25 protein-coding genes and 1 pseudogene are annotated in these 22,279 nt (G+C 45.6%); 4 read left to right on the top strand and 22 right to left on the bottom strand.

Features of this window, described 5'->3' with window-relative positions:
- Window positions 1–14: 14 nt before the first annotated feature.
- From topA to AN963_RS23420, 11 genes are all read right to left on the bottom strand, one after another.
- Window positions 15–2,093 carry a type I DNA topoisomerase gene (topA, locus tag AN963_RS23470; RefSeq protein ID WP_055746962.1) on the bottom strand — a complete coding sequence of 693 codons (2,079 nt, stop codon included), beginning with the start codon at window positions 2,091–2,093 and terminating at the stop codon, window positions 15–17.
- Between the two features lie 108 nt (window positions 2,094–2,201).
- Window positions 2,202–3,215, bottom strand: coding sequence for a DNA-processing protein DprA (gene dprA, locus AN963_RS23465; protein ID WP_236708125.1), 1,014 nt, complete (start codon window positions 3,213–3,215; stop codon window positions 2,202–2,204).
- 220 nt (window positions 3,216–3,435) lie between these two features.
- Complete coding sequence (gene sucD / locus AN963_RS23460) at window positions 3,436–4,338, bottom strand: succinate--CoA ligase subunit alpha (RefSeq protein WP_055746960.1); 903 nt, start codon at window positions 4,336–4,338, stop codon at window positions 3,436–3,438.
- A 44-nt stretch (window positions 4,339–4,382) separates the two neighbouring features.
- A complete protein-coding gene (gene sucC, locus AN963_RS23455; protein ID WP_055746959.1) occupies window positions 4,383–5,543 on the bottom strand; it encodes an ADP-forming succinate--CoA ligase subunit beta in 1,161 nt (386 codons plus the stop codon).
- Window positions 5,544–5,729: 186 nt separating this feature from the next.
- Window positions 5,730–6,791, bottom strand: a complete 1,062-nt coding sequence (locus AN963_RS23450; RefSeq protein ID WP_055746958.1) for a hypothetical protein — start codon at window positions 6,789–6,791, stop codon at window positions 5,730–5,732.
- A gap of 40 nt (window positions 6,792–6,831) precedes the next feature.
- Window positions 6,832–7,725 (bottom strand): AlbA family DNA-binding domain-containing protein, encoded by an 894-nt coding sequence (locus tag AN963_RS23445; RefSeq protein ID WP_055746957.1) that lies wholly within the window; start codon window positions 7,723–7,725, stop codon window positions 6,832–6,834.
- Window positions 7,726–7,809: 84 nt separating this feature from the next.
- A complete protein-coding gene (locus AN963_RS23440) occupies window positions 7,810–8,142 on the bottom strand; it encodes an SCP2 sterol-binding domain-containing protein (RefSeq protein WP_055746956.1) in 333 nt (110 codons plus the stop codon).
- A gap of 101 nt (window positions 8,143–8,243) precedes the next feature.
- A complete protein-coding gene (locus AN963_RS23435; RefSeq protein ID WP_055746955.1) occupies window positions 8,244–8,558 on the bottom strand; it encodes a YbjQ family protein in 315 nt (104 codons plus the stop codon).
- A 162-nt stretch (window positions 8,559–8,720) separates the two neighbouring features.
- On the bottom strand, window positions 8,721–9,527 hold the full coding sequence (locus AN963_RS23430) for a diguanylate cyclase domain-containing protein (protein ID WP_055746954.1): 807 nt from the start codon (window positions 9,525–9,527) through the stop codon (window positions 8,721–8,723).
- Window positions 9,524–9,880, bottom strand: coding sequence for a hypothetical protein (locus tag AN963_RS23425; RefSeq protein WP_055746953.1), 357 nt, complete (start codon window positions 9,878–9,880; stop codon window positions 9,524–9,526). Before AN963_RS23425 ends, AN963_RS23430 begins: the two co-directional genes overlap by 4 nt.
- A 32-nt stretch (window positions 9,881–9,912) precedes the next feature.
- Entirely contained in the window at window positions 9,913–10,698 is a 786-nt protein-coding gene (locus AN963_RS23420) for an EAL domain-containing protein (protein WP_236708072.1), read from the bottom strand.
- 372 nt (window positions 10,699–11,070) lie between these two features.
- Between AN963_RS23420 and AN963_RS30570 the strand changes: the two genes are divergently transcribed.
- Complete coding sequence (locus AN963_RS30570; RefSeq protein ID WP_083497043.1) at window positions 11,071–11,388, top strand: protease inhibitor I42 family protein; 318 nt, start codon at window positions 11,071–11,073, stop codon at window positions 11,386–11,388.
- 66 nt (window positions 11,389–11,454) lie between these two features.
- On the opposite strand, the gene AN963_RS23415 is transcribed toward AN963_RS30570, so the two are convergent.
- The 6 genes from AN963_RS23415 to AN963_RS23395 form a co-directional block, all read right to left on the bottom strand.
- Window positions 11,455–13,002, bottom strand: coding sequence for a YifB family Mg chelatase-like AAA ATPase (locus AN963_RS23415; protein WP_055746952.1), 1,548 nt, complete (start codon window positions 13,000–13,002; stop codon window positions 11,455–11,457).
- Window positions 13,003–13,329: 327 nt separating this feature from the next.
- Window positions 13,330–13,485, bottom strand: coding sequence for a hypothetical protein (locus AN963_RS31250; RefSeq protein WP_161827303.1), 156 nt, complete (start codon window positions 13,483–13,485; stop codon window positions 13,330–13,332).
- Between the two features lie 225 nt (window positions 13,486–13,710).
- Window positions 13,711–13,926: a DUF1653 domain-containing protein gene (locus tag AN963_RS23410; RefSeq protein WP_055746951.1), complete on the bottom strand. Its 216-nt coding sequence runs from the start codon at window positions 13,924–13,926 to the stop codon at window positions 13,711–13,713.
- A gap of 26 nt (window positions 13,927–13,952) precedes the next feature.
- Window positions 13,953–14,414, bottom strand: a complete 462-nt coding sequence (lspA, locus tag AN963_RS23405) for a signal peptidase II (RefSeq protein WP_055746950.1) — start codon at window positions 14,412–14,414, stop codon at window positions 13,953–13,955.
- An 85-nt stretch (window positions 14,415–14,499) separates the two neighbouring features.
- Window positions 14,500–15,099, bottom strand: a complete 600-nt coding sequence (locus tag AN963_RS23400; RefSeq protein WP_055746949.1) for a hypothetical protein — start codon at window positions 15,097–15,099, stop codon at window positions 14,500–14,502.
- A gap of 127 nt (window positions 15,100–15,226) precedes the next feature.
- Complete coding sequence (locus AN963_RS23395; protein WP_055746948.1) at window positions 15,227–16,558, bottom strand: Ig-like domain-containing protein; 1,332 nt, start codon at window positions 16,556–16,558, stop codon at window positions 15,227–15,229.
- Window positions 16,559–16,801: 243 nt separating this feature from the next.
- Between AN963_RS23395 and AN963_RS23385 the strand changes: the two genes are divergently transcribed.
- On the top strand, window positions 16,802–17,620 hold the full coding sequence (locus AN963_RS23385; protein WP_055746946.1) for a methyl-accepting chemotaxis protein: 819 nt from the start codon (window positions 16,802–16,804) through the stop codon (window positions 17,618–17,620).
- A gap of 114 nt (window positions 17,621–17,734) precedes the next feature.
- Window positions 17,735–17,941, top strand: a complete 207-nt coding sequence (locus tag AN963_RS32595; RefSeq protein ID WP_083497042.1) for a transposase — start codon at window positions 17,735–17,737, stop codon at window positions 17,939–17,941.
- On the opposite strand, the pseudogene AN963_RS23380 reads toward AN963_RS32595, so the two are convergent.
- Window positions 17,872–18,114, bottom strand: a pseudogene (locus AN963_RS23380) (magnesium chelatase domain-containing protein); the annotation flags it as partial. The gene AN963_RS32595 and the pseudogene AN963_RS23380 overlap by 70 nt on opposite strands.
- 168 nt (window positions 18,115–18,282) lie before the next feature.
- Here AN963_RS23380 and AN963_RS32590 point away from each other — a divergent pair.
- Window positions 18,283–18,664: IS3 family transposase (locus AN963_RS32590; RefSeq protein WP_152985741.1), on the top strand; the 382-nt coding region annotated here is incomplete at its 5' end.
- 213 nt (window positions 18,665–18,877) lie between these two features.
- Here AN963_RS32590 and AN963_RS23375 read toward each other — a convergent pair.
- Genes AN963_RS23375 through AN963_RS23360 form a run of 4 tightly spaced genes read right to left on the bottom strand, consistent with a single transcriptional unit; the run spans window position 18,878 to window position 22,277 of the window.
- Window positions 18,878–19,249, bottom strand: a complete 372-nt coding sequence (locus AN963_RS23375; RefSeq protein WP_055746944.1) for a YraN family protein — start codon at window positions 19,247–19,249, stop codon at window positions 18,878–18,880.
- Window positions 19,246–19,539, bottom strand: a complete 294-nt coding sequence (locus tag AN963_RS23370; RefSeq protein WP_055746943.1) for an EscU/YscU/HrcU family type III secretion system export apparatus switch protein — start codon at window positions 19,537–19,539, stop codon at window positions 19,246–19,248. Before AN963_RS23370 ends, AN963_RS23375 begins: the two co-directional genes overlap by 4 nt.
- Complete coding sequence (locus AN963_RS23365) at window positions 19,536–21,458, bottom strand: hypothetical protein (RefSeq protein ID WP_055746942.1); 1,923 nt, start codon at window positions 21,456–21,458, stop codon at window positions 19,536–19,538. The genes AN963_RS23370 and AN963_RS23365 overlap by 4 nt, the downstream gene beginning before the upstream one ends.
- A 42-nt stretch (window positions 21,459–21,500) precedes the next feature.
- Entirely contained in the window at window positions 21,501–22,277 is a 777-nt protein-coding gene (locus tag AN963_RS23360; RefSeq protein ID WP_055746941.1) for a ribonuclease HII, read from the bottom strand.
- Window positions 22,278–22,279 lie beyond the last annotated feature (2 nt).

The following is a 22,279-nucleotide window of genomic DNA, read 5'->3' as shown; positions in this document are numbered from 1 at the left end:
CTTTAAAAATCTCATCAGGAATCTGCTTCTTCCTGATAATCGCATTTGGTGCAAACAACGCTCACACCTTGCTTCTTGCGTTTCTTTTCCACTAGCATGCTGGAACACTTCGGGCAAGGGCGGGCAATCGGTTTGTCCCACGAAACAAAATCACATTCCGGATACTGGTTGCATCCATAAAAAATACGGCTCTTCTTAGATTTACGTTCAATAATCTCTCCGGTTTCACATTGCGGGCATTTTACTCCGGTTTCTTTTACAATCGGCTTGGTGTTACGGCAATCCGGGAAGCCAGAGCATGCGAGAAACTTACCAAATCGTCCCAGCTTGTAAACCATCACACGACCGCAATGCTCACAAGTTTCATCGGATTCTTCATCTTTTAGCTCGACTTCTTTCATTTCTTCTTCTGCAAAGGCTAGCCGTTTGGCAAAGTCACCGTAAAACGCATCTAGGACTTGCACCCAATTTGCGATGCCTTCTTCGATGCTATCCAAACCATTCTCCATATGTGCGGTAAATTCCACATTCAGAATCTCAGGGAAGAATTCTTCCATCAGCGTGATGACGATTTCTCCCAATTCGGTAGGAATAAAACGTTTCTCCTCGAGGGCGACATAGCCTCGTTTTTGCACAGTTTCCAGGGTAGGGGCGTATGTAGACGGACGACCGATCCCTCTTTCCTCCAGCGTCTTTACCAGACGTGCCTCGGAGTAACGCGGAGGCGGCTGTGTAAAGTGCTGTGCCGGTTCGATCTCTTTTTGCTCGAGCGTTTGCCCCTCTTCGATCGGGGGCAGGAAGCTCTCTTCCTCTGTACCGTCATCATTTCCTTCAATATATACCTTCATAAAGCCAGGAAACTTTACCTTGGAGCCTGTCGCACGGAAGGTCACTTCTCCTGCAGCGATGTCGACGCTCATCGTGTCCAAAACGGCAGAAGACATTTGACTCGCGAGGAAACGCTCCCAGATCAATCGATAGAGACGAAGCTGATCACGTGACAAGAACTCTTTGATTTCATCAGGCGTCCGCATAACAGCTGTAGGACGGATCGCTTCATGAGCATCCTGAGCATTCTCGTTTTTGGCTTGAGTACGCGGTTCAGACAAAATGTACTCAGATCCGAACTTTTCCAGTATGTATTCTTTTGCTTCCCCTTGTGCGGTTGTAGAAATACGCGTGGAATCAGTACGCATGTAAGTGATCAAACCGACGGCGCCTTCCTTGTTGCCGACGTCAATCCCTTCATAGAGCTCCTGAGCGATCCTCATTGTCTTGGCGGTACGGAAATTCAGCTTGCGCGCTGCTTCCTGTTGCAAGGAACTGGTGATAAACGGAGGTGCCGGATTGCGCTTGCGCTCGCGTTTCGTCACTTTTTGAACGAGGTACGGCTGATCGGTCATACGTTTGTAAACTTCCTGAACGTCAGCCTCCGACTTGAGTTCGATCTTTTCATCTCCATAGCCGTAAAACTTGGCTTCAAATTCTTTGCCATTGCTAATGAGCTTACTCGCGATTGTCCAGTACTCTTCCGGAATAAACTGCTGAATTTCCCGTTCGCGGTCCATGATTAGTTTTACGGTAACGGATTGTACACGACCAGCACTCAGGCCCTTGCGCACTTTCTTCCACAAAATCGGACTGATATTGTAACCAACCAATCTGTCCAAAATGCGGCGTGCCTGCTGGGCGTTCACCAAATCCATATTAATGTGTCGAGGGTGTTTGAAAGCTTCCTTGATGGCATCCTTCGTAATTTCATTAAAGACAACTCGAAGTGGCTGATTCAAATCCAGCCCCAAGTATTGTGCCAGGTGCCAAGCAATTGCTTCCCCTTCGCGATCCGGGTCGGCCGCCAGATAGACTTTCTTTACTTTTTTGGCGGCATCCTTTAGAGCCTTCAAAACGTCGCCTTTGCCGCGAATGGTTATGTATTTGGGTTCAAAGCCACGTGTAACGTCGACACCCGTTTGGCTCTTTGGGAGATCGCGCACATGACCCATAGAAGCTTTGACGATATATTTGCTACCCAGATATTTTCCAATGGTTTTCGCTTTCGCAGGGGATTCTACGATTACGAGCGTGTCAGCCATTTTTTTCCTCCCCTTTTAGTAAGGAATCTTCCCTATTATTAATTATGCTTATCCGATTTGTCAAACACTTGCAGTACTTAGGGGAGACGGAGGAATCAAGAATGTACCTTATCTCCTAGCGAAGTACCCACCAGGAAGGCTAACAATCATCCCTTTTGCTTCCAAATGAAGAAGGCTCCGATGCAGCACAATCTGCAAGTCTGGACTTACCTGCACTGTCAATTCGTCCACATGGATCCCTTCGTATGACAGCGCTGTTAAAACAGCTTTTTCTTGCTCATTTAGCTGCTTAACAGCCTCACTACCCGGATGATTCCCTGTAAATGACGGCAAAAGGTGACTCCACTCCTCCAGTACATCTTTACTCGATGTTACTAGCTTTGCTCCTTGTTTGATCAAGTTATGCGGACCTGTGCTCACAGATGAAAAAATTGAGCCCGGAACGGCAAAAACGTCCCTTCCTTGTTCGAGCGCACAATCAGCAGTCACTAATGATCCGCTTTTTTCCGCTCCTTCTACCACTAAAATACCCAGAGAAAGCCCACTAATAATCCTGTTTCGCTCGGGAAACAGCCCGGGTAATGGCAACGTACCGTGCGGATATTCGGATACAAGCAGGCCCAAAGACTCAATTTTTCGGTACAGTGCTCGATGTCCCGTGGGATAAATCTGATCAATTCCGCACCCTAGTACCCCCACAGTCTTGCCTTCCGCTTGTAACGCTGCCCGATGCGCTTCACCATCAATCCCTTGTGCCAGGCCGGATATGATTACCAAACCTTGATTTGATAATTCTTTCACCAGATGGGCACAGCATGCTCGGCCATAAGGCGTCGGTCTGCGTGAGCCTACGACTCCGATCGCTGGCTGGTGCAACAACGTTAGATCTCCCTTGCTGTAAAGGGTAAGAGGAGCATCTGGAATATGGCGAAGTTTGTCCGGAAATGTTTCATCTAAGAAGCAGAGGTAATTTACTTCGGATCTATTTCTTTGCTCGACAAGAATTCGCCCTTTTTCTTCCTTTATATGTTCACGAACTTGCTCTGAGACCTTAGGGGGAATTCTCCATTGTTTTTCGATAGTTGGCCAGTCACTTATCACTTCTGCAAATGATCCATACATCTCATAGATTGACCTGATCCGCTTTCTGCCGAGCCCCGGTACTATTGACAATAAATACAGCCAGTCTCTTTCCTCTCTATCAATCATTACCATCTTTTGCACTCCCCCATCTTCGCCAAAGAACGAGCGGTTTCGAGTGCTATTTTATCCAAAGACAGCGGGTCGTTCAAAAAGAAAAAGACAGACAAGTCGATGCTTGTCCGCCTTTTAACGATCAATCTTATTTGCTCATAACCTTGTCGAGCATGCCGCGTTCTTTCAGCACTTCAACAAGGGTTTCGCCGATAACAGCAGGTGTTTTCGCTACGCGCACACCACACTCTTCGAGCTTAGCGATTTTTTCAGCAGCTGTACCTTTACCACCGGAAATGATCGCACCAGCATGGCCCATGCGTTTTCCTGGAGGCGCAGTTTGTCCGCCGATGAAGCCTACCACTGGCTTCTTCATGTTCGCAGCGATCCACTCAGCCGCTTCTTCTTCTGCAGTACCACCGATTTCACCAATCATGATAACTGCTTCTGTGTCTGGGTCTTCGTTAAACATTTTCAGTACATCGATGAATTCCATCCCTTTTACAGGGTCTCCACCGATACCAACAGCAGTGGATTGACCAATGCCGCGAGTAGAAGTTTGGTGTACTGCTTCATACGTCAAGGTACCGGAGCGGGAAACGATACCCACTTTACCTGGAGTATGGATGTAACCAGGCATGATGCCGATTTTGCACTCGCCTGGAGTGATAACGCCTGGGCAGTTAGGACCTACGAGAAGGGTTTTCTTACCTTCCATGTAGCGTTTCACTTTAACCATGTCCAGAACTGGGATACCCTCAGTAATGCAGATAACCAGATCCAGTTCAGCGTCTACCGCTTCCATGATCGCGTCAGCTGCAAAAGGAGGAGCTACGTAGATAACGGACGCATTTGCGCCAGTTTTTGCTACTGCTTCTGCTACTGTGTTGAAAATTGGAATACCGTCAACTTCAGTGCCACCTTTACCAGGTGTTACACCGCCCACCATTTGAGTACCGTATTCAACGGCTCCGCGAGTGTGGAACAGACCAGTTGCACCCGTAATCCCTTGTGTAATGACTTTTGTATTTTTATTAACGAGAATACTCATCGCGTATTATTCCCACCTTTTTTTGACGTATCAAACTACCTAGATTACTTAACCAAAGATACGATTTTTTCAGCGCCGTCTGCCATGGATTCAGCAGCAACGATGTTCAAACCGGACTCATTGAGGATTTTCTTACCGAGGTCTACGTTCGTACCTTCGAGACGAACAACCAGCGGTTTGTCCAATTTGATTTGTTTCGCAGCGTTAACAACGCCATTCGCAATAACGTCACACTTCATGATACCGCCGAAAATGTTAACGAAGATCCCTTTAACTTTTTCGTCGCGAAGAATGATTTTAAATGCTTCGGTTACTTTCTCTTCAGTAGCTCCGCCGCCAACATCAAGGAAGTTAGCAGGATCTCCACCGTAGAACTTCACGATGTCCATCGTAGCCATCGCCAAACCAGCACCGTTTACCATGCAACCGATGTTACCATCGAGAGCGATGTAGGACAGGTCAAATTTGGAAGCTTCGATTTCTTTTTCATCTTCTTCATCCAGATCGCGCAGAGCTACGATGTCAGGGTGACGATACAGAGCGTTGCTGTCGAAGTTCAGTTTAGCATCGAGTGCCATTACTTCACCGTCGCCAGTAACTACCAGTGGGTTAATTTCAGCGATCGAGCAATCTTTGTCAACAAATGCTTGGTACAAGCTCATCATGAACTTAGCAGCTTTGTTGATCTGCTCTTTCGGAATGTTAATTGCATAAGCCAGTCGGCGTGCTTGGAAAGCATTCAGGCCAGTCACTGGGTCAACAATTTCTTTGAAGATTTTTTCTGGAGAGTGTGCAGCTACTTCTTCGATTTCAGTACCGCCCTCTTCAGATGCCATCATTACTACGGTTCCTGTTGCACGGTCTACAACAACACCCACGTAGTATTCTTTTTTGATGTCGCAGCCTTGTTCGATCAGAAGGCGTTTTACTTCTTTACCCTCTGGACCTGTTTGGTGAGTAACCAGTACTTTGCCAAGAATTTCCCCAGCATATGTACGAGCTTCATCCAGATTTTTTGCCACTTTCACGCCGCCCGCTTTACCGCGTCCACCTGCGTGAATTTGTGCTTTTACTACAACTACTTGAGTTCCCAGCCCTTTTGCGGCTTCAACAGCTTCTTCAACTGTGAAAGCAACGCGACCTTCAGGAACTTTCACACCGTACTGCTTAAGTATCTCTTTACCTTGATACTCATGAATGTTCATTCTCCATCCTCCTATGGCAGATAAAGATCGGCAGGCTTAATGACTGATACATAAACAAATGTCTGTTCCAGTCCCAACCGCCACTATCAGTGCAACAGTAACTATTCTACGACAAAAATCGCAAAAGTGGTAGTCATATGTTCTCTTTATCGTGACCATTATTGTTCCAGTTCATGAGGACGATCCTTATTTTTGAGTAGGTTCAATTAATTTCCAAATAGCTTTTTGCAGTTGGTTATGGGCGTACCATGAGTCGTTGATGCGGAAATGACGGGAATAAAAGATCACGGTGTGGTCCTTTCCGTTTACACGAAAATGAAGTCTGTATTCCTCTGGTCCGACTCCTTGCTGAGGCCGGTCAACAAGCTGCACTCCCGTCTTTAGCAAGCGAACTGCTTGATGTGCCATTCCTTGCTCGACGGTGCTTTGCGACACATCCAAGTCCAGGTTGTTTACCCGCATCTCACCTGTCGCTTCGACACGAATGTTGGTTGATTTAAAAAGTTTATCGATGGGTTGTGTCGTTTTCTCTTTGGGGACCAAATATTCCGTCAATCTCGAAAACATTTGTCCGTCGACGTGGTAGAAGTGCCTTTCTCTGCCAAAAGGTATTGAGATGAGAGTAGGTGTCAGGACCGTTACCTCTAGCGGTCTTTCGACTGAGTCGATGCGCAGCCGATAGTTCGGATACAGCGGATGCTGATTTACATTCTGATCACTTTCCGAAATCGCTACCTGAAGTACTTTTTCTATGTACGCCGTCTCATCTACTGCCAACATTCGCGACAGTGATAAATCATCTGCACTCAAAAGAATGTTTTCACTTTTTATCGCTAATAGCCCGTTGCCTGTCAGCCGATGAATCCATTGATAAAATGTAATGGCTCCAGCACCCCGATACGTATTTTCTCCAAATTTGCTCGCCTTTTCTCCTACAGATACCACGAGGGGGGCTACTTGCTTTCTATACAGAACCAGTGTGAATCGAACATCTTCCTGTTTTAACGGATCATTGGATAACTGGAGGTCTTTTCCTTGACCTTGGAGTCCCTTTAAAAACTCAGGTAAGTCAAGTGACACCTCTTGACCATCTGTCGACATGACCGTCACTCTTTCCACCGTTCCCAGTTCAGTTCCGATTCGATCCCTCATGTCCGCATCCGTTACTTTCGTATCCTGCGCACAAGCAGTTATGACCGTACATGCCACTACAATGGATAACAGATAGGCACGTAAAGATGATTTCATGCAGCAATCCTCCTTCATGTATGCAATCTGTCAGATCTTGCTACAGAAGTCCTAATCGACGGCTGATTTCACTGCCGAGCTTTCTTTTTACGTATATTTCTCCAATCTGATGCGGGTCCTTCACGATGACTGAGCGGTTATTTGTGCGAATAACGACATACTTTTCACCATTCTTGTCCAGTCCACAAATCAATTCGGACGATACTTCCACAAAAATGGCGACCACATATTGATCCTGTACTTTTTTCAAAGAAATTTTAGGGAATGGTGATAGTAAAGGCGCCGTTTTATCCTGGATGTATTGAGTGATGGCAAGCAGGTATTTATCCGGATCGCCGTACTGCTCAATTTCGTGATTGACACCAATGATCGTACCTTCATCAGTAATTCCAAGGAACAAGTTTCCGTTGTTTGAATTGGCAAACGCCACAATCGTCTTGATTATGCCGCTTTTCGATAACAAAAAGTCGCGTTTGAATTCAATCATGTCATTTTCACCAAGCTGTGTAGCTACGGATGGATCATCGACTCTTCCCAGATAGCGAAACCTACTGATCGCCCCCATGCGATACACGTATTCTTCAAAAATATCGGCAGAAAGGGAGAGGTCTTCCAAGACGGCATCAGTGTTCTGCCACAATTTATACGTTTGTGGAGAGAAACACATGTCAAACAATACGGAACTTCCTAGTGAACGGATGTTCATCCCAATGGCAGCCGGCTGCGTCACAGTAGGGCAATAAGGTGGATCGCACTCCACCTCCATCACCCCGGAGTGAAGTAAGTAATCAAAATAATGTCTCGGTAATGATACCTTCTGCTTGAGTAGCTCTCGTCCTGCTTTTGACCGTTTTGACTCTTGGTAAAAATCAAAGTGTACAATTTGTTCTTCGACTCTGGCTACGACTGCTACAAATGAACAATTATGCCGCATGGTACCCCTCGTTCTTTTGAATTAGCAACCCTTCGTTCGTTGGTCATATTTTACAGTAACCCTTGGAAGGTTGACTAGGATTTTCTACGATTGATAGGCGTTCAGAATTGTCTGTAGCTTTAGGGAATACCCTAAATCTCCCTTAACTTTCAGCTTCCCCATCATGAAAGCTGCTGTCGGATTTAAATTTCCTTCCACTAATTTTATGAAGTTGGCATCTGAGAGCTCCAATAAACATTTTGCTTCATCTGGCGTTCCTTTCAGATAAGTAGCGTGGTCTCCCGCGAAAATCACCTGGTAATTCCCGCCATCCTCTCCACTCAACAGAAAATGATAAACAGCATGAAATCCGTTAATTGCGTGAGGATTGGCATTTATTTTTTCAGCTAAAGCCGTCAAAGTTTGTTCCACTGACATCGGATTCACTCTCTTTCTTGCACTTGTATGGTTCCTACTATTCTAAGAAAAGGTTCTTCATTCCTTCGAGCAAAGAAAAAAGAAAAGCCGGAGGTTCCGGCTCACTTCACACGGACGGCAGTTCCGGTCGCAATGACCATCATCATACCTTCGCGCAGTGTTTCAAAGTCGAGATCGACACCGATGACTGCGTTCGCACCAAGGGCTCTCGCTTTTTCCTTCATCTCGCGAATGGCTACTTCGCGACCTTCTGCCAGCTTGTTTTCATACGTTCCGCTTCTGCCGCCAATGATGTCCGTGATCCCAGCTAGGAAATCCCGTACGACGTTTGCTCCCATTATCACTTCACCGCTGACAATGTCCAAGTATGCTTCGATTTCTTTTCCTTGCAAGGTACTTGTGGTTGATACAATCATGTTGCAAGCCTCCTGTATATACAGTTGTATACTTCTCTTCCTTTTACGATCGAAAACCTAACAAGTTACATTTTTCCAATGAGCGTTTTGTTCTTATCATCAAAGAGTGTATGCTTGTACCCCCGCTACTATTCCAAGACAACTAGTTCACTGTTTAAGAAGTCAGCATCGAAACAGACTTTTTTTCTTTGCCTCAGTCGATAAAAGACTTGCATTCGCTATTAGCTCACGCAAAGGTCGAGCAAAGAAATTGGGTTCCCGATATCCGTTCATGTATCCTACCGCTGCTGATACGGTTACATGATAAATCTCCGTAGGACTGACAATCGTCTCAATGCACTGTTGTACATGTGACTCTGGTCCGGACGTAATCAGGATAAATTCATCACCCGCATACCTACATAGATGATCCCCCTGCTCCACAACCAGCGAAGAGAGTACAGCCGAAAAGCTACGAATGACATCATCCCCAAAAGGATGACCGAACTGTTTATTGATCTGTCCAAAATCGTTAACGTCAATAAATAGGAGGTGAAAGGGTTTGTTCTCCGCCAGCATTTTTTCGCCGATGTAATGGATATAAGGAGCTCGGTACAGACCAGTTAACGGATCGAGGTATTCCGCTAGTTTGATTTGTATGGCTTCTCTGGTAACTATGCCCAGTACTTCTTCCTGATGGTCCATCACAATCAATAAATCTTTGTCACTTTCTAGTAAAAGACTATGTGCATACCATATATTTTGCTCAGGAGAAATGCGATTCGGTGAAACATCCATCGCATCAGCAACAATTCGATTGGGATGTGCAGAAGCTACATGGCGGGAAGTAACAATTCCCGTCAACTCTCCGTAGTCCACGACAACTAAGGAGTTTGTGCTGTATTCATTCATCTGCTCTGCCGCGTGAGAAACGCTCTTGTCAGAGGTAATGGAGCACACCGCCGTTGTCATGATTTCGGAGATTTTCATAACAGGTCCACCTCTCGTTGAACAGACATGGCTATTTTCAATTCGGAACGCAGAACCATCGAATCACTGATCATTCGCTCTGCCTCTTCCAAAATAATATTCATCAACAATTTTTCATCGATCATCTGTAGTAATGAATTCCGAAGAAGGACTGCTTCGATCTTCGGATGATTCATTTTTATTAGGGTGAATTGCTCGGGTGAGAGGGCTTCGGCCATTCGCCTTACCGCTTCCGGTCCTATGGGTGCTTTCCTTCCAATGATGAGCATATCCTGCATCGGAGGAACTTCAAATTCTGAGATTTTCAAAGTTAAGGTTGCTTTTCTAGACGTGACATTGTTTTCACCAATCATATGTATACCTCCATTCCATCCGGGTACCATTCTTACTCACCCAATAAGCGTCCAGGCTTTCCAAACAAATACCCTTGCCCAATCGCGACCCCGATCATAGCCGCGCAAGCGTAATCCTCTTCTTCTTCCACTCCTTCTAGAATCAGCTGTGAGTCATCTCGACAAAACTCTACGAACAACCTCACAACTTTTTGTTTCTCTTGAGAATCGGATAGGTTTTGCGAAAAGAAGCGATCGATCTTAATGAAATCAGGTGCAATCTCAAGTATTTTCCGGAAGGTTGTTGTTCCTTCCCCTACATCATCTAACGCAATCAAAAACCCGATTTGACGTAAATCAGCAATCCTTTGTAAAAAAATAGGTTCGTTCCATATCTTCCCTTCCATAATAGACTCGTTAATTTCCAGCACAATATGGTCCAGGAATGGTTCAAAATCACATGTGATCTCCTGAATAAAATCTGGAAATGAGTCTTCAACGATTGTCGAAGGAAAAATATTGACAAACAATAGCTCATTATTGCAACGATCTGGTGAATGAAAGAAGGCCAATAGAGCGTAATACAAGGAACGAGTATCCAATTCTAGCAACTTGTTTTTTTCTTTGGCTGTTTGGAACAACCCTTCTGGATGAACTGCTTTCTTACTCCGAAGTAGTGCTTCATATCCTAATCGATTTTTACCAGGAAGGTTGCATATCGGCTGAAATGCATGGTAGTATTCCTCTTTTTCAAATAACTTCGCAATGCTTTCCATCAGTTTTCCTTTCCCTTTCCCATTTCTAGCAAAAGATGAACACAAAGAAAAAGCTTCTCCCATTAGAGAGGAGCGACATCGTAAAACCTGCTCTTTTGGAAGTGCCGGGAAGTAATCTATATACAAAAAAATAGTCGCGACATGGTAACATTCGTCCTAAACGCCCTTGTTGTCTTCTTACCATTTCAGCTGATAGGAATTTTTGAGTAGATCGTTTCTGCTTTCGTTCGACATTTTATGCCTTTATTCCTATTCATTCGCCAATATTTTGCAAATTCCTTTCCATATCATTCTAAATGCTCATAAAAAAATTAGGACTTTTCCATTTTGTCACTAATTTGTAAATACACTGTGTTGGTATACAGCTTCGACGGAAGGCAAACACCCAATTTAAGCAGATACATATATTGTTTGGGAAGCATGTAAATAAGAAAGATGAAATCAGTGGCAGATTCGACTACTCATACGATCCATGTCATGTCCGGACGTTCGTTTGCCCTCACATTTAATGCCAATCCGACGACTGGCTATCAATGGCTTTTATCCAATCCTTTAGACAGCCGCTACCTATCCTTGGTCTCCAATGAGTTCTTCCCACCACCCTCCCCTTCTCGTGTCGGTCAAAGCGGCCATCAAGTCTTGACCTTTCATTCCTTGAGACAGGGAATGACATCTATTGCTATGAAATACTGTCGCCCATGGGACGAAGGCGATTGTGCAACTTTTTCGTTTACAATTGTCCAGATTACGTAAAGGACAAATGAGAAGGATTCAGCAGACTTCGAACATACCTACACACAGACTACAGACGTGAACAGATTACAAAGATATCCCCCTGTCCAAAGCCCGGTAGCGTATGGCTTCAGCTACATGAGTAGACTCAACTCGTAAGGAACCCGCTAAATCAGCGATCGTACGTGCAACTTTTACAATGCGGTCATAGGCCCTTGCACTCAATCCAAGTGTCTCAAAGGCAAGCTGCAGCAGCTCCTGACTTTCTTTGTCCAGTGAGGCATATCGACGCAGCTCGTTTCCGTTCATCGCACTGTTAAACGGAGATCCTTGTCGCTTGGCATACCTCTCACTCTGAATTTTTCTTGCCTGTTCCACCCTGCTTCGAATGTCTGCGGACGATTCTTCCATCGTTCGTTTATTCAATAATTGGACAGGCACTCTCGGTACTTCTAGATGAAGATCAATGCGATCCAACAGAGGACCAGACAGCTTGGAGCGATATTTTTGGATTTGTTGGTGCGTGCAGGTACAGGCTTGTTGGTCTCTGGAGCCAAAGAAGCCACACGGACAAGGATTGCACGATCCAATGAGTAAGAAGCGAGCTGGAAATGTAAACACTTGTTTGGCTCTGCCGATTGTAACGACTCCTCCTTCCAGCGGCTGTCGAAGAACTTCCAGCACATGTCGCGAGAACTCTGGCATCTCATCGAGGAACAGGATCCCTCCGTGAGACAGGCTACACTCACCTGGGCGGGGTACTTGGGTTCCTCCTCCAATCAGGGCGGTCGCAGTAATGGTATGATGCGGGGAGCGAAATGGTCTTTCGCGGATCAGCCCACTCGTTCGCGTCAATTGTCCGGCGATGCTGTATATTTTCGTAACTTCATAGGATTCATTCGTAGACATTTGCGGCATAATGGCAGGCAAACAGGTGGCCAAAAGCGTTTTTCCTGAGCCCGGTGGCCCGACTAGCAGGACATTATGAAAACCAGCTGCTGCGATTTCCAGTCCTCGTTTGACAAATTGTTGACCGTAAACGTTGGCGAAATCAGGTGTGTCATCGTGGTTTTTGGTGTTTGGGTGAATGGAAGTTTGGGTTTGCTCTAAGGAGCTGGCATCTGGTTGTAATTCATGCTTCCAGTAATGGACTGCTGCCGTTAAGTCAGGAGCAGGAAGCACGACTATATCAACGAGCATTGCCTCGGGGGTATTTTGTGCAGGTAGGATAACATGCGTGAAGCCTGTGCGCTTTGCCTCCAGCAGAATTGGTAAAACTCCTGTAACAGGGCGCAAGGAACCGTCTAAAGCGAGCTCGCCTAAGATGAGAATTCGCTCAGTACGGGGTGTTATTTGTTTGGAAGCAAGTAAAATGCCGAAAGCGATGGCGAGGTCAAAGCCTGAGCCTTCTTTTCGCTGGTCTGCTGGGGCGAGGTTTACGGTAATGCGCTGCATCGGGTAGTCGAAGCCTGCATTGCGTAATGCGGCACGGACTCGGTCGCGCGCTTCCTTTACAGCTGAGCCGCCGAGACCCACCAAGTCAAACTGTGGTAAGCCATTGGCAATGTCTGTCTCTACGGATACGATCAAGCCATCAATACCGAGTACCGTACCGGAATAGCTGCATGCGTACATTGGATTCTTCCCCCCTCGTCTTTTAGGGTAGGAAAAGATAGTGGGGGTGGGCAAATGTTTTTATTGCCTCGACTGTACCAAATCCATGTTCTATCATTTAAAAATACTCATCCATAAGTAACCTCGAATTCTTCTTCCGTGTTCGTCTTATCAATAACGATTTGATCTTTCCTTATCTTTTATTCTTTGAAAGTTGGTCTTGATAAAAACCAATATTCAAGTCAATTTGACATCCTTTAGCTTCAAGTCCGAGCCACACGTCTACCACCACCTTGGCTCACGATTGCAGGACATAACGTAACAATAAAAAACCAGCACACAGGCTGGTCATCGCTCAAAAAGATGTAACCCAATGATGACAAATACGGCACTCAGACAAATTAGGATGGCATTATAGCTGATAGGCAATGCACCACCGGTTTTGATCAGACAGAACGCTCCGGCAGCCACTGATAGCATCCCAATGGCTCTTCTAATAATCATTTGACCGTCCTCCCCATAATAAGTCCTTTTGACTTAATGTATGGTCCATGATTCGTATTAGACGTGTCATCTCTTTTACATCAAATAGTCTAAGTACTTCCTATCAACATGATCAGTCAACCAGACCCTTTCATTCTCGTGATAAAATCTAACCTTCCACTCCTGTATCTCGTGACGCTTCTTATCTGATAGCGAGGTCATCGTGGCGTAGCGCTTATTGCCACGCTAGTTCATTTTTTCAAATCTCGGTACTTTCTTCCCGTTAACTTCGACTTTCTCAAAAAACATTCGAAATGGTCTTACAAAAAGTTCCTCGTCCTCTACTCGATAATACACAACCATTTTTTCATCCGTCTCTGTGTGCGTTGCAATTCCAGTAACTTTGTAGACTCCACCTTTATAATGGCGATAGAGAGTAGGGACGTTATCATTTCTATCCATGTTTCTTCCTCCTTCTTTAACTAGAATTACTTTGCTTCTCTCTTTCCCCACTTCCCCACTACATACTGCACAATCCCATGCATAAGCAGCAGAACAATCCCCACATTAATGGCATGATCCGCAAAGTTGAGGATACCCTTCCCAGAGCGAGACACGAGAAAATCTGTCACTCGTCCGAATATGATTCGATCGATTGCATTACCTGCGGCTCCTCCCACTAGAAAGCCCAAGGCGGTATTCAGCAGCTTTCCTTTCGGGGCTTCATGCATGCGATAATACAGAATCCCTACTACAAATAGAATAGCTACTAAAGCAAAAAGACGTGCGTATCCTTGGAATAAGCTAAAGGCCATCCCTGAGTTCTCATAATGGGTTAACTGCGTAGTCCCGATGTACACCGTTTCCCCTACATCAAGGGTTGATCGAACCATGTACTTGGAGAGTTGATCGATTATGAGAACCAAGATGGAGGTCGTGTAGAATAACATAGCGTTCCTTCTTTCTTACTTAGCACTTTGGATTAGAAAAACCCTCTCATAATCGTGACACGATGAGAGGGTCTGACGATATTCTTTATTCTACCACAATCGTGATTTCCTTGGTTTCTACTCGATCCGTTCTGCTTTGAGTCGCCTTCACTTTCAAGGTGTATTCACCCTTTTTCTCTGGCTTCCACAGGTACACTTTTTTATACACACCGTTTTTTCTGCTGGAGCCTAGTTCTGTTAGTTTTTGGTTGAATTCCAATTTGGTTGTGATGCTGCTGCTGTAGGTGACTAAGACTGGAATCTCCTCGCCCAACTTTGCAGTGATTTCATTTGGAGATACGGTTAAGTTAATTTTGTTTTTGTCGACAGTCTTAAAGCTCTTTTCAGCGTTTGCCTCTACCGCTTCACCCTTACTATTTTTTTGCTTCATGGAATAGAGAAGTATGTAGGAACCCTCAGCTTTTGGGATGAAGTAACCGGTTGTTACGTAAGCTTTCTTTGTTCGGTTTAAAGTTGTCTTTACTGATTCCATTTTTTCCCCACTTGATACCAGGAAGAAAAACTTTCCTTCGGCTTCAAGTGTCCCGACATTTTCTGTGCTGACTGTAAACTGATATCTCTTCCCAACTTCTAGTGTGCTGGGGAAATTATCAAAGCTCGACTTTAATTGAGCGGAAGCATCCACTGCCTCAGATGCGTTGGCAGCTCCAGTGCCAACTAACGTAGGTAGTTATTACTAGTAATTTCAAACATTTTGATAAAAAAAGCCCACCGGCTTTTGCTCAATCTCCGATGGGCTTTCCACTAAGATGTTACGATTTTACGGTTACTTTAACCTTCACGGACTCGTCTTTGTACTTGGCTGTAATCGTTGCTGTTCCTTTTTTCTTCGCTGTAACGACCCCATCTTTGACGGTTGCTACGGAAGAGTCCGAAGTGCTCCAAGTTGCTTTGGAACCCTTCAATTCCTTGTCATCATAATACAATTGAATCTCTTCTTTTTTCCCTTTTTTCAGGGACATGGAAGAGCTGTCTGCTTCCAGCTTATCGGAATTCTTTACGGTAACCTCGATTTCAACCTTTTCACCTTTGTACTTCGCTGTAATTGTCGCAGTTCCGTTCCCTTTTGCTGTGACAACACCTTTGCTTACGGTTGCTACAGACGATTTGGATGTGGTCCAAGTTGCACTAGACGCACTCACGATTTTATCATCATAGTACAATTTAATCGTTTCTTTATCCCCTTTTTTCAAGGTGATATCCGTTTCATCTGCTTCCAGCAAATCAGAAGAACTTCCTCCGCCGCCTACAATCACTTCGATCTCAACTTTGTCATTTTTATACTTAGCAGTAATGGTAGCTGTCCCTTTACCTTTCGCAGTAACTACGCCATCATCTACAGTTGCGACAGATGATTTCGAAGTGGACCAGGATGCTTTTGAGCCAGAAAGACTCTCGTCGTCATATTTGAGCTTGATCGTTTCTTCGTCACCTTTATCCAATTTGATCTTGGATTCATTTGCTTCCAACTTACCGGAAGAGTTTGATTCGACGGTTACATCCACATAAACTGTTAGATCTTTATATTTGGCGCCAATGATTGCGGTTCCGTTTGCTTTTGCAGTAATGACTCCATTCTTTACTGTAGCAACCGAAGAGTTACTCGAGCTCCAAATCGCTTTACTTCCTTGAAGTGTACTTCCGTTATACGTCAAATCAATCGTTTGCTCTTTCCCTTTTTTCAGGGTCGTTTTCGTAATATTTGCTTTTAATTCATCCGGTGCTGAAACCGTCACTTTGACTTTTACCGTTTCTCCACTGTAACGTACCGTAACAAAGGTAGTACCCGTACCTCTACCAGTTACGACCCCATTCGATACGGTAGCAATCGAAGAGTTTGATGTAGTCCACGTTGCTCGGGAAGAATCCAGAGTTTGACCGTTATACTTTAATTTAAGGGTACCCGTTTTTCCCTTCACTACGTTGATAGCAGACGTGCTAACAGTCAACCCTTCTGAGTTTGCTGCCTGCACTTTCGTAAGCGATTGAGCGAAAGTAGCGGTCGGAAACGCAAAATGTACCGCACATACCGTAGCCAAAGCTACTGTAAGGGTTTGAAAAATATTTCTTTTCATTCTTTTCATGATTTACCTCCAAAATTTTTCCTATATCATGTTTGACGTATGGTGTGGAAAAACGTCACATCTTTTTACCAGTTTTTTTAAAAAACATTTGTTATTTTTTCCGCCAATTGTTTTCTCATCGATCTATCCGATTTTACCGATGTATGTAACAACGGTATTTATCTACATCAAGCAGAAGATTGCTGAGTGTGTGTGAATATTACAATCATTGACTGAAAAGAAAGATAAAAGGGGAGTTTGGACATGTCGCCAAAATTGCAGGCCTTGTTAGCATGCTTGGAGGATATCAAGGCAAGTCAAGCGGAAGATGCATGTGTTGCATTGACGGATACAGAAAAGTACATTGCCTTTTTACAGAGTGAAACGTTGGGTATCGAAACCAAACCAGGTACATTCATCAATGAAATTAAGGGTACCGTCACAGAAAAGGCGTTACGTAGTGGCAAAAAAATGATACAGGAACAAGGACCAGAGGTTTGCGGAATTCCTTACGTCTCCTCTGCTACACCTATATTTGAAGAGGGTGCGTTAGTCGGTTGCCTCACCATTTTGACTGCCAATACCAAAATCGAAAACATCCGATCCGTCTCTTCCACACTAGCTGCGACGGTGGAGGAAATGACTGCGACAGCAGATCAGGTCGCTTCCGCTTCGATTCACGTAAACGAGCAAATCATGACAGTATCCAGTGAGTCACAATTTGTGACAAAAGAAATTGAAAAGATTTTTAAGGTCTTGTCTTTTGTTAACGATATGGCGTCCCAATCCCATATGCTCGGATTAAATGCGGCGATTGAAGCTGCGCGCGCAGGTGAACATGGCAGAGGCTTTAGTATCGTTGCCAATGAGATCCGCAAAATGGCTACACAGAGCAAAGATGCTTCTGAGGAAATTCAAAAGCAGCTGAAGTTCATTGAAACCTCCATTCATAAGATGAATATTTCCATCCAATCTGTCACATCTCAATCCCAAAATCATTCAGCGAGCATCCAGGAACTTCGCGCAGCATTTGAACATATCGCAAGTACGGCAACTGAGCTGTACGATGAGATCAAAAAGTGAAACGGTTCGCAAAACCCCGCTTGTCCAGCCTGGTAATATCCCCTCATGGTTGACTGTGTTTAAAACCCCACTGTTACAATTGGGTAAGACACAATTGACCAGAGGGGATTTTTTATGGCTAAAAAGGGACAGACATATAAGGTCTATACGGAAGAGGAAAAAATGGAAGCGGTACGTCTTTACGAGTCCGGAGTATCGTCTAGAGAAGTCGCCAGAAGATTAGGTATTCCAGAAAAAAGACAGGTGTTGAAGTCAAAGCCTGAGCCTTCTTTTCGCTGGTCTGCTGGGGCGAGGTTTACGGTAATGCGCTGCATCGGGTAGTCGAAGCCTGCATTGCGTAATGCGGCACGGACTCGGTCGCGCGCTTCCTTTACAGCTGAGCCGCCGAGACCCACCAAGTCAAACTGTGGTAAGCCATTGGCAATGTCTGTCTCTACGGATACGATCAAGCCATCAATACCGAGTACCGTACCGGAATAGCTGCATGCGTACATTGGATTCTTCCCCCCTCGTCTTTTAGGGTAGGAAAAGATAGTGGGGGTGGGCAAATGTTTTTATTGCCTCGACTGTACCAAATCCATGTTCTATCATTTAAAAATACTCATCCATAAGTAACCTCGAATTCTTCTTCCGTGTTCGTCTTATCAATAACGATTTGATCNTGCTTGGCAGGTCTCTTCCCAAAACGATTTGTCACTTGTGATGAGCACAGTAGATAGTCTTTGTAAGGGAAGAGAAATGAACGGTTCCATCCTACACTCGGACCAAGGTTTTCAATACACTTCCAGACACTACAATAAACGTTTGGATGAGTACGGAGTACTAGGAAGTCATTCGAGACGGGGAAATTGCCTAGATAATGCCTGTATCGAATCATTCTTTTCACATCTAAAGACAGAAATGATGTATCGATGCTCGCCAAAAACACATGTGGAATTAAATCAAGCTGTTGAAAAATACATTGCCTTCTATAATCAGAATCGTTTTCAGAAAAAACTTGGCGACCGTTCCCCGATTGAGTATCGGAAAGCGATCGCCGCGTAACTATGGGTTTTTAGACAGTCTACTTGACAGGGTTATGACCAGCCGTGCGGGGTTTTTATATGCAAAAAAAAATGCTTTCCAGCAGTAGCGCCGGAAAGCTCATGTTGATGCTTGGAGGAGTTTCATCGCGTCGAGTACAGTACATAGTACGCTGACAACAAGGCGCTTGATGTAGTCATATCCCCATTCACTAGGGTTTCACGAGCCCGTTTTTTAAAACGCATGCTTGAAATGCTCGATCGTTATTTCCTCCCGAGCTTCACTTCTCGCGGGACAATGTATCGCGACAACATCAAAACGAAAAGCGGGAATGAAAGTCAAAGAGTTCTGCAGGTAGTCCATGGCAAGTTCCCGAAGCTTCTGCCTCTTTCTCCATGTAACAGATTCTGCGGCTGAGCCATAGGCTTGACTCGTTCTGGTACGAACCTCAACAAAGACAAGGGTGTCCCCATCTCGAGCAATCAGATCGATTTCTCCGCGCCTTGTACGAATATTGCGCCCGAGGATTTCGTACCCATTTTGATTTAAGAAGGTCTCTGCCATCTCTTCTCCCTTTTGTCCCAATGCTCGCCGCCTTGCACTCATCCGTTACCTGCTCCCCCTTTGTCCAACCGATAAACGAAAGCGAGAATTTCAGCCACGACTTGATACAACTCCGGTGGAATTTGTTGATTTAAATCAAGCTTTCCCAACACCTCCACGAGTGAGGGGTCCTCCTGAACCGGGATCTGGTGCTCTTTTGCCGTCTTTAGCATATTTTCAGCGACGTAACCCTTCCCTTTAGCCACCACTTTTGGCGCTTCCATCGTACCCGCCTGATACTTGAGGGCAACTGCCTGTTTTCGCTTGTTGTCGGAAGGGGATGACTGGCTCATACGCGAAGATCCACTCCTTTGTAATCCGACATGATTGCGCCCTTGGCTCCATTCGTTATGGAAGACTTGGTCCTTTGTTCTGGAATGGACTGCACGCGGACGGAAGAAAGCGAATATCCGACTTCCTGCAATTGCTCTGCAAAGCCGCTCTTCATCCCCTGAACAAAAGAATCTACCCAAGGTAAATCGTTGAATATTTGCAGATTGACGATTCGATTCACAATGCTCACATCAATCATGGTCGTCCCCATCGACTGCAGTTCGAGATGGAAAAACAAACGGCAGTTCTCGGCATCCACCTGCCCGCCGCCTTTTTTCTTGGATTCGATCTGAACGTAAGCAGTCTCCTCCCCTTGCGCTGAGCGGATAGGAATTTGCATGACGATTTGAGAAAGGGCTTGGCTGGTCGGTTGGAGCATCATTAATTGCTGTCCAGTTACCTGTTGTAACAGCTGATCTGCGGCTTCGCGTAATGCCGCAGGTACCGTGTGCGCTTGCGCCTGGGTGAGCTGCAAGAGCATGGACTTTACTGACTCCATCTGTCTATGTGCGCCTACATCTGCCGTAGCTCCCGCCAACGTATGGCCCATTAAATCACGCTCATGAGCAATCCCCATCTGCCGGAACAACTCTTGAATTGGATGTGTACCAGAAGCTGCGCTTGCAGTAGCTCCGTTTGCCGACTGCACAGCCATCGTAGTTCTCTGATTAGCGCCATCCACTGGTTGAGCGCTGACTTTCTCTACTGGCTTGCTTTGCGCAGTTTGCAGTTGTTGTTGACCATTGTTATTGAGAACAGCAGGCTGGACGCCCCCCGCAGACTGTGCTGCGCCCCCTTGCGAGATACCACTTTGTGCTTGGCTATGGGTACCTAACGCAGGCGCATTCACGCTGTTTGCGAGGGTTCTTCCATTCGTAGTGTTTGATTCCGGCTGGAATTGACTATCTCTCTGCCCCAGACGAGTAAATTGATTTGATGAAAGGTCATCGGGCATGTCTGTAATTGTAGCATTTGCTGTTTGAGAGGAGGATTTAGCGGCCATCGCCTGTTGAGTTGGATTTAGCTGGGCTGAAGGCTTCACGGTGGAAGCACTTGCACTTGCACTACTAGCCGTCTGGGATAGAACCTGAGAAGCTTGTCCCTCGACAGGGGTACGATTTACCTGACTTTGAGTTGCCCCAACTGGTTGATCTGATTCTCCCGGATTTGTGATGGCCACAGGTAGCGCCTGGACCTTCTCTCTCAGGTTCATTACCAGCTGTCGAATCACTCCATCTGCTTGTCCAGAACGTCCTTCCTTTCCATTCATTGGCGATGGAAGAGACCCCTCTGTTTCTTTGTCCAGGAATTGCGAAGCTTGCTGCAAAAAGTTCTGAATCACCTGACTGATCGGCTTTTCAGCCAAGAATGCTTTCAAGCCTGCGACCGTATCAGGGGTAAGCGGCAAGTTCCTTTTTACCGCCATCATGAATGCCTCCACTGTTGCGTCATCCGTGCCGAGACGAGTGGCGACCGCCGTGAAAGCTTGGACTGTTTCTTTCGTGACAGGTAAATTGGCATTCATCAAAGCAGCGACGATCACCCTGCTTTCTTTCGTTTCAGGGAGGCCCAACGAACGGATTAGCCCTTCCATCGAAGCCTCTTTGCCTGGTCCCTCCACCGGTGTGTCCAGTACCTTTAACGTAACGACTTCAGCAGATGGCTGTACCTGGAGCCATGCTTTTTGTCCCTGTTCTAGCTTTGCTTCCAGTTTGGCCTGTACTTGCATCCCACCAATTTGAACGAGAGCCATATTGTCCGGGTATTGCTTGATCACAGTTCCTTTGAACACTTGCCCTGGTGTCAGCTCTACTGGTTTGGGTGAAGATACAGGTGCGCGTTGCACCATTGATTGAATGAACTGTGAAGGGGAAAACATGGTACCTCACACCTCCCGCTAGACCAGAAAACAGTGAAGAGATTACGCTTGCTCTTTAACGCCGGTAAACGACATCCGATGGATCGGCGTCGGTCCATAACGTCCAATGGCAGCCAAATGCTCTGCTGTTCCATAGCCTGCATGTTTATCGAATCCGTATTGTGGATAATCTTTTGCGAAATCCGCCATCATTCGGTCGCGTGTCACTTTTGCGACAATGGAAGCGGCAGCGATCGATACACTTTTTCCGTCCCCACCGATGATGGGTACTTGTTCACAAGTGAGTCCGGTTAGCTGTACTGCGTCAATCAGACAGGCATCAGGAGCTACAGAAGCACTGTTGATCGCTTTTCCCATGGCTTCTTTTGTTGCATTCAAGATATTAATCGAGTCAATCCGTGCCGCATCCACGATTCCAATGCCCACAGCTATTGCATCTCGCATGATAATTTCGTAGTATGCCTCCCGGCTCGCAACGGGTACTTTCTTGGAGTCATTTAAGCCTGGCAAGTAGAAGTCTGCAGATAAGCACACAGCAGCAGCCACTACTGGGCCAGCCAACGGACCACGCCCAACCTCGTCCACACCAAACAGATGGACATGCCCTTTGTCGCGTAGTTGTCGTTCGTATTGCGTCATTTCGTTCCATTGCAAAGCGAGCTTTTCTTGACGCGCGATCGCTGCTTCTTGCTGGCGTGCAATTTCCTGAACACCAGCCCGGTTATCTGCTTTTAACAATTGTAAGAAATCTTTAGGTAGTTCGTCCAATTTTTCGATCCATGCCTTTATTTCCTTTATCGACATTTCTCCAATATTCATTG

Origin of the sequence: Brevibacillus choshinensis, from assembly GCF_001420695.1 — a bacterium.
Lineage (GTDB): Bacteria > Bacillota > Bacilli > Brevibacillales > Brevibacillaceae > Brevibacillus > Brevibacillus choshinensis.
This window is presented reverse-complemented; position numbering and strand designations above follow the sequence as displayed.

Excerpts from the sequence above, each read along its gene's own strand:
- sucD (WP_055746960.1), bottom strand. The coding sequence starts at position 4,338 with ATGAGTATTCTCGTTAATAAAAATACAAAAGTCATTACACAAGGGATT.
- AN963_RS23445 (WP_055746957.1), bottom strand. The coding sequence starts at position 7,725 with ATGCGGCATAATTGTTCATTTGTAGCAGTCGTAGCCAGAGTCGAAGAA.
- AN963_RS23450 (WP_055746958.1), bottom strand. The coding sequence starts at position 6,791 with ATGAAATCATCTTTACGTGCCTATCTGTTATCCATTGTAGTGGCATGT.
- sucC (WP_055746959.1), bottom strand. The coding sequence starts at position 5,543 with ATGAACATTCATGAGTATCAAGGTAAAGAGATACTTAAGCAGTACGGT.
- AN963_RS23420 (WP_236708072.1), bottom strand. The coding sequence starts at position 10,698 with ATGGGAGAAGCTTTTTCTTTGTGTTCATCTTTTGCTAGAAATGGGAAA.
- AN963_RS23360 (WP_055746941.1), bottom strand. The coding sequence starts at position 22,277 with ATGAATATTGGAGAAATGTCGATAAAGGAAATAAAGGCATGGATCGAA.
- AN963_RS23415 (WP_055746952.1), bottom strand. The coding sequence starts at position 13,002 with ATGTACGCATGCAGCTATTCCGGTACGGTACTCGGTATTGATGGCTTG.
- AN963_RS23385 (WP_055746946.1), top strand. The coding sequence starts at position 16,802 with ATGTCGCCAAAATTGCAGGCCTTGTTAGCATGCTTGGAGGATATCAAG.
- topA (WP_055746962.1), bottom strand. The coding sequence starts at position 2,093 with ATGGCTGACACGCTCGTAATCGTAGAATCCCCTGCGAAAGCGAAAACC.
- AN963_RS31250 (WP_161827303.1), bottom strand. The coding sequence starts at position 13,485 with ATGATTATTAGAAGAGCCATTGGGATGCTATCAGTGGCTGCCGGAGCG.
- AN963_RS23365 (WP_055746942.1), bottom strand. The coding sequence starts at position 21,458 with ATGTTTTCCCCTTCACAGTTCATTCAATCAATGGTGCAACGCGCACCT.
- AN963_RS32595 (WP_083497042.1), top strand. The coding sequence starts at position 17,735 with ATGGCTAAAAAGGGACAGACATATAAGGTCTATACGGAAGAGGAAAAA.
- AN963_RS23395 (WP_055746948.1), bottom strand. The coding sequence starts at position 16,558 with ATGAAAAGAATGAAAAGAAATATTTTTCAAACCCTTACAGTAGCTTTG.
- AN963_RS23410 (WP_055746951.1), bottom strand. The coding sequence starts at position 13,926 with ATGGATAGAAATGATAACGTCCCTACTCTCTATCGCCATTATAAAGGT.
- AN963_RS30570 (WP_083497043.1), top strand. The coding sequence starts at position 11,071 with ATGAAATCAGTGGCAGATTCGACTACTCATACGATCCATGTCATGTCC.
- lspA (WP_055746950.1), bottom strand. The coding sequence starts at position 14,414 with ATGTTATTCTACACGACCTCCATCTTGGTTCTCATAATCGATCAACTC.
- dprA (WP_236708125.1), bottom strand. The coding sequence starts at position 3,215 with ATGTATGGATCATTTGCAGAAGTGATAAGTGACTGGCCAACTATCGAA.
- AN963_RS23440 (WP_055746956.1), bottom strand. The coding sequence starts at position 8,142 with ATGTCAGTGGAACAAACTTTGACGGCTTTAGCTGAAAAAATAAATGCC.
- AN963_RS23375 (WP_055746944.1), bottom strand. The coding sequence starts at position 19,249 with ATGAGTGCAAGGCGGCGAGCATTGGGACAAAAGGGAGAAGAGATGGCA.
- AN963_RS23435 (WP_055746955.1), bottom strand. The coding sequence starts at position 8,558 with ATGATTGTATCAACCACAAGTACCTTGCAAGGAAAAGAAATCGAAGCA.
- AN963_RS23425 (WP_055746953.1), bottom strand. The coding sequence starts at position 9,880 with ATGATTGGTGAAAACAATGTCACGTCTAGAAAAGCAACCTTAACTTTG.
- AN963_RS23430 (WP_055746954.1), bottom strand. The coding sequence starts at position 9,527 with ATGAAAATCTCCGAAATCATGACAACGGCGGTGTGCTCCATTACCTCT.
- AN963_RS23370 (WP_055746943.1), bottom strand. The coding sequence starts at position 19,539 with ATGAGCCAGTCATCCCCTTCCGACAACAAGCGAAAACAGGCAGTTGCC.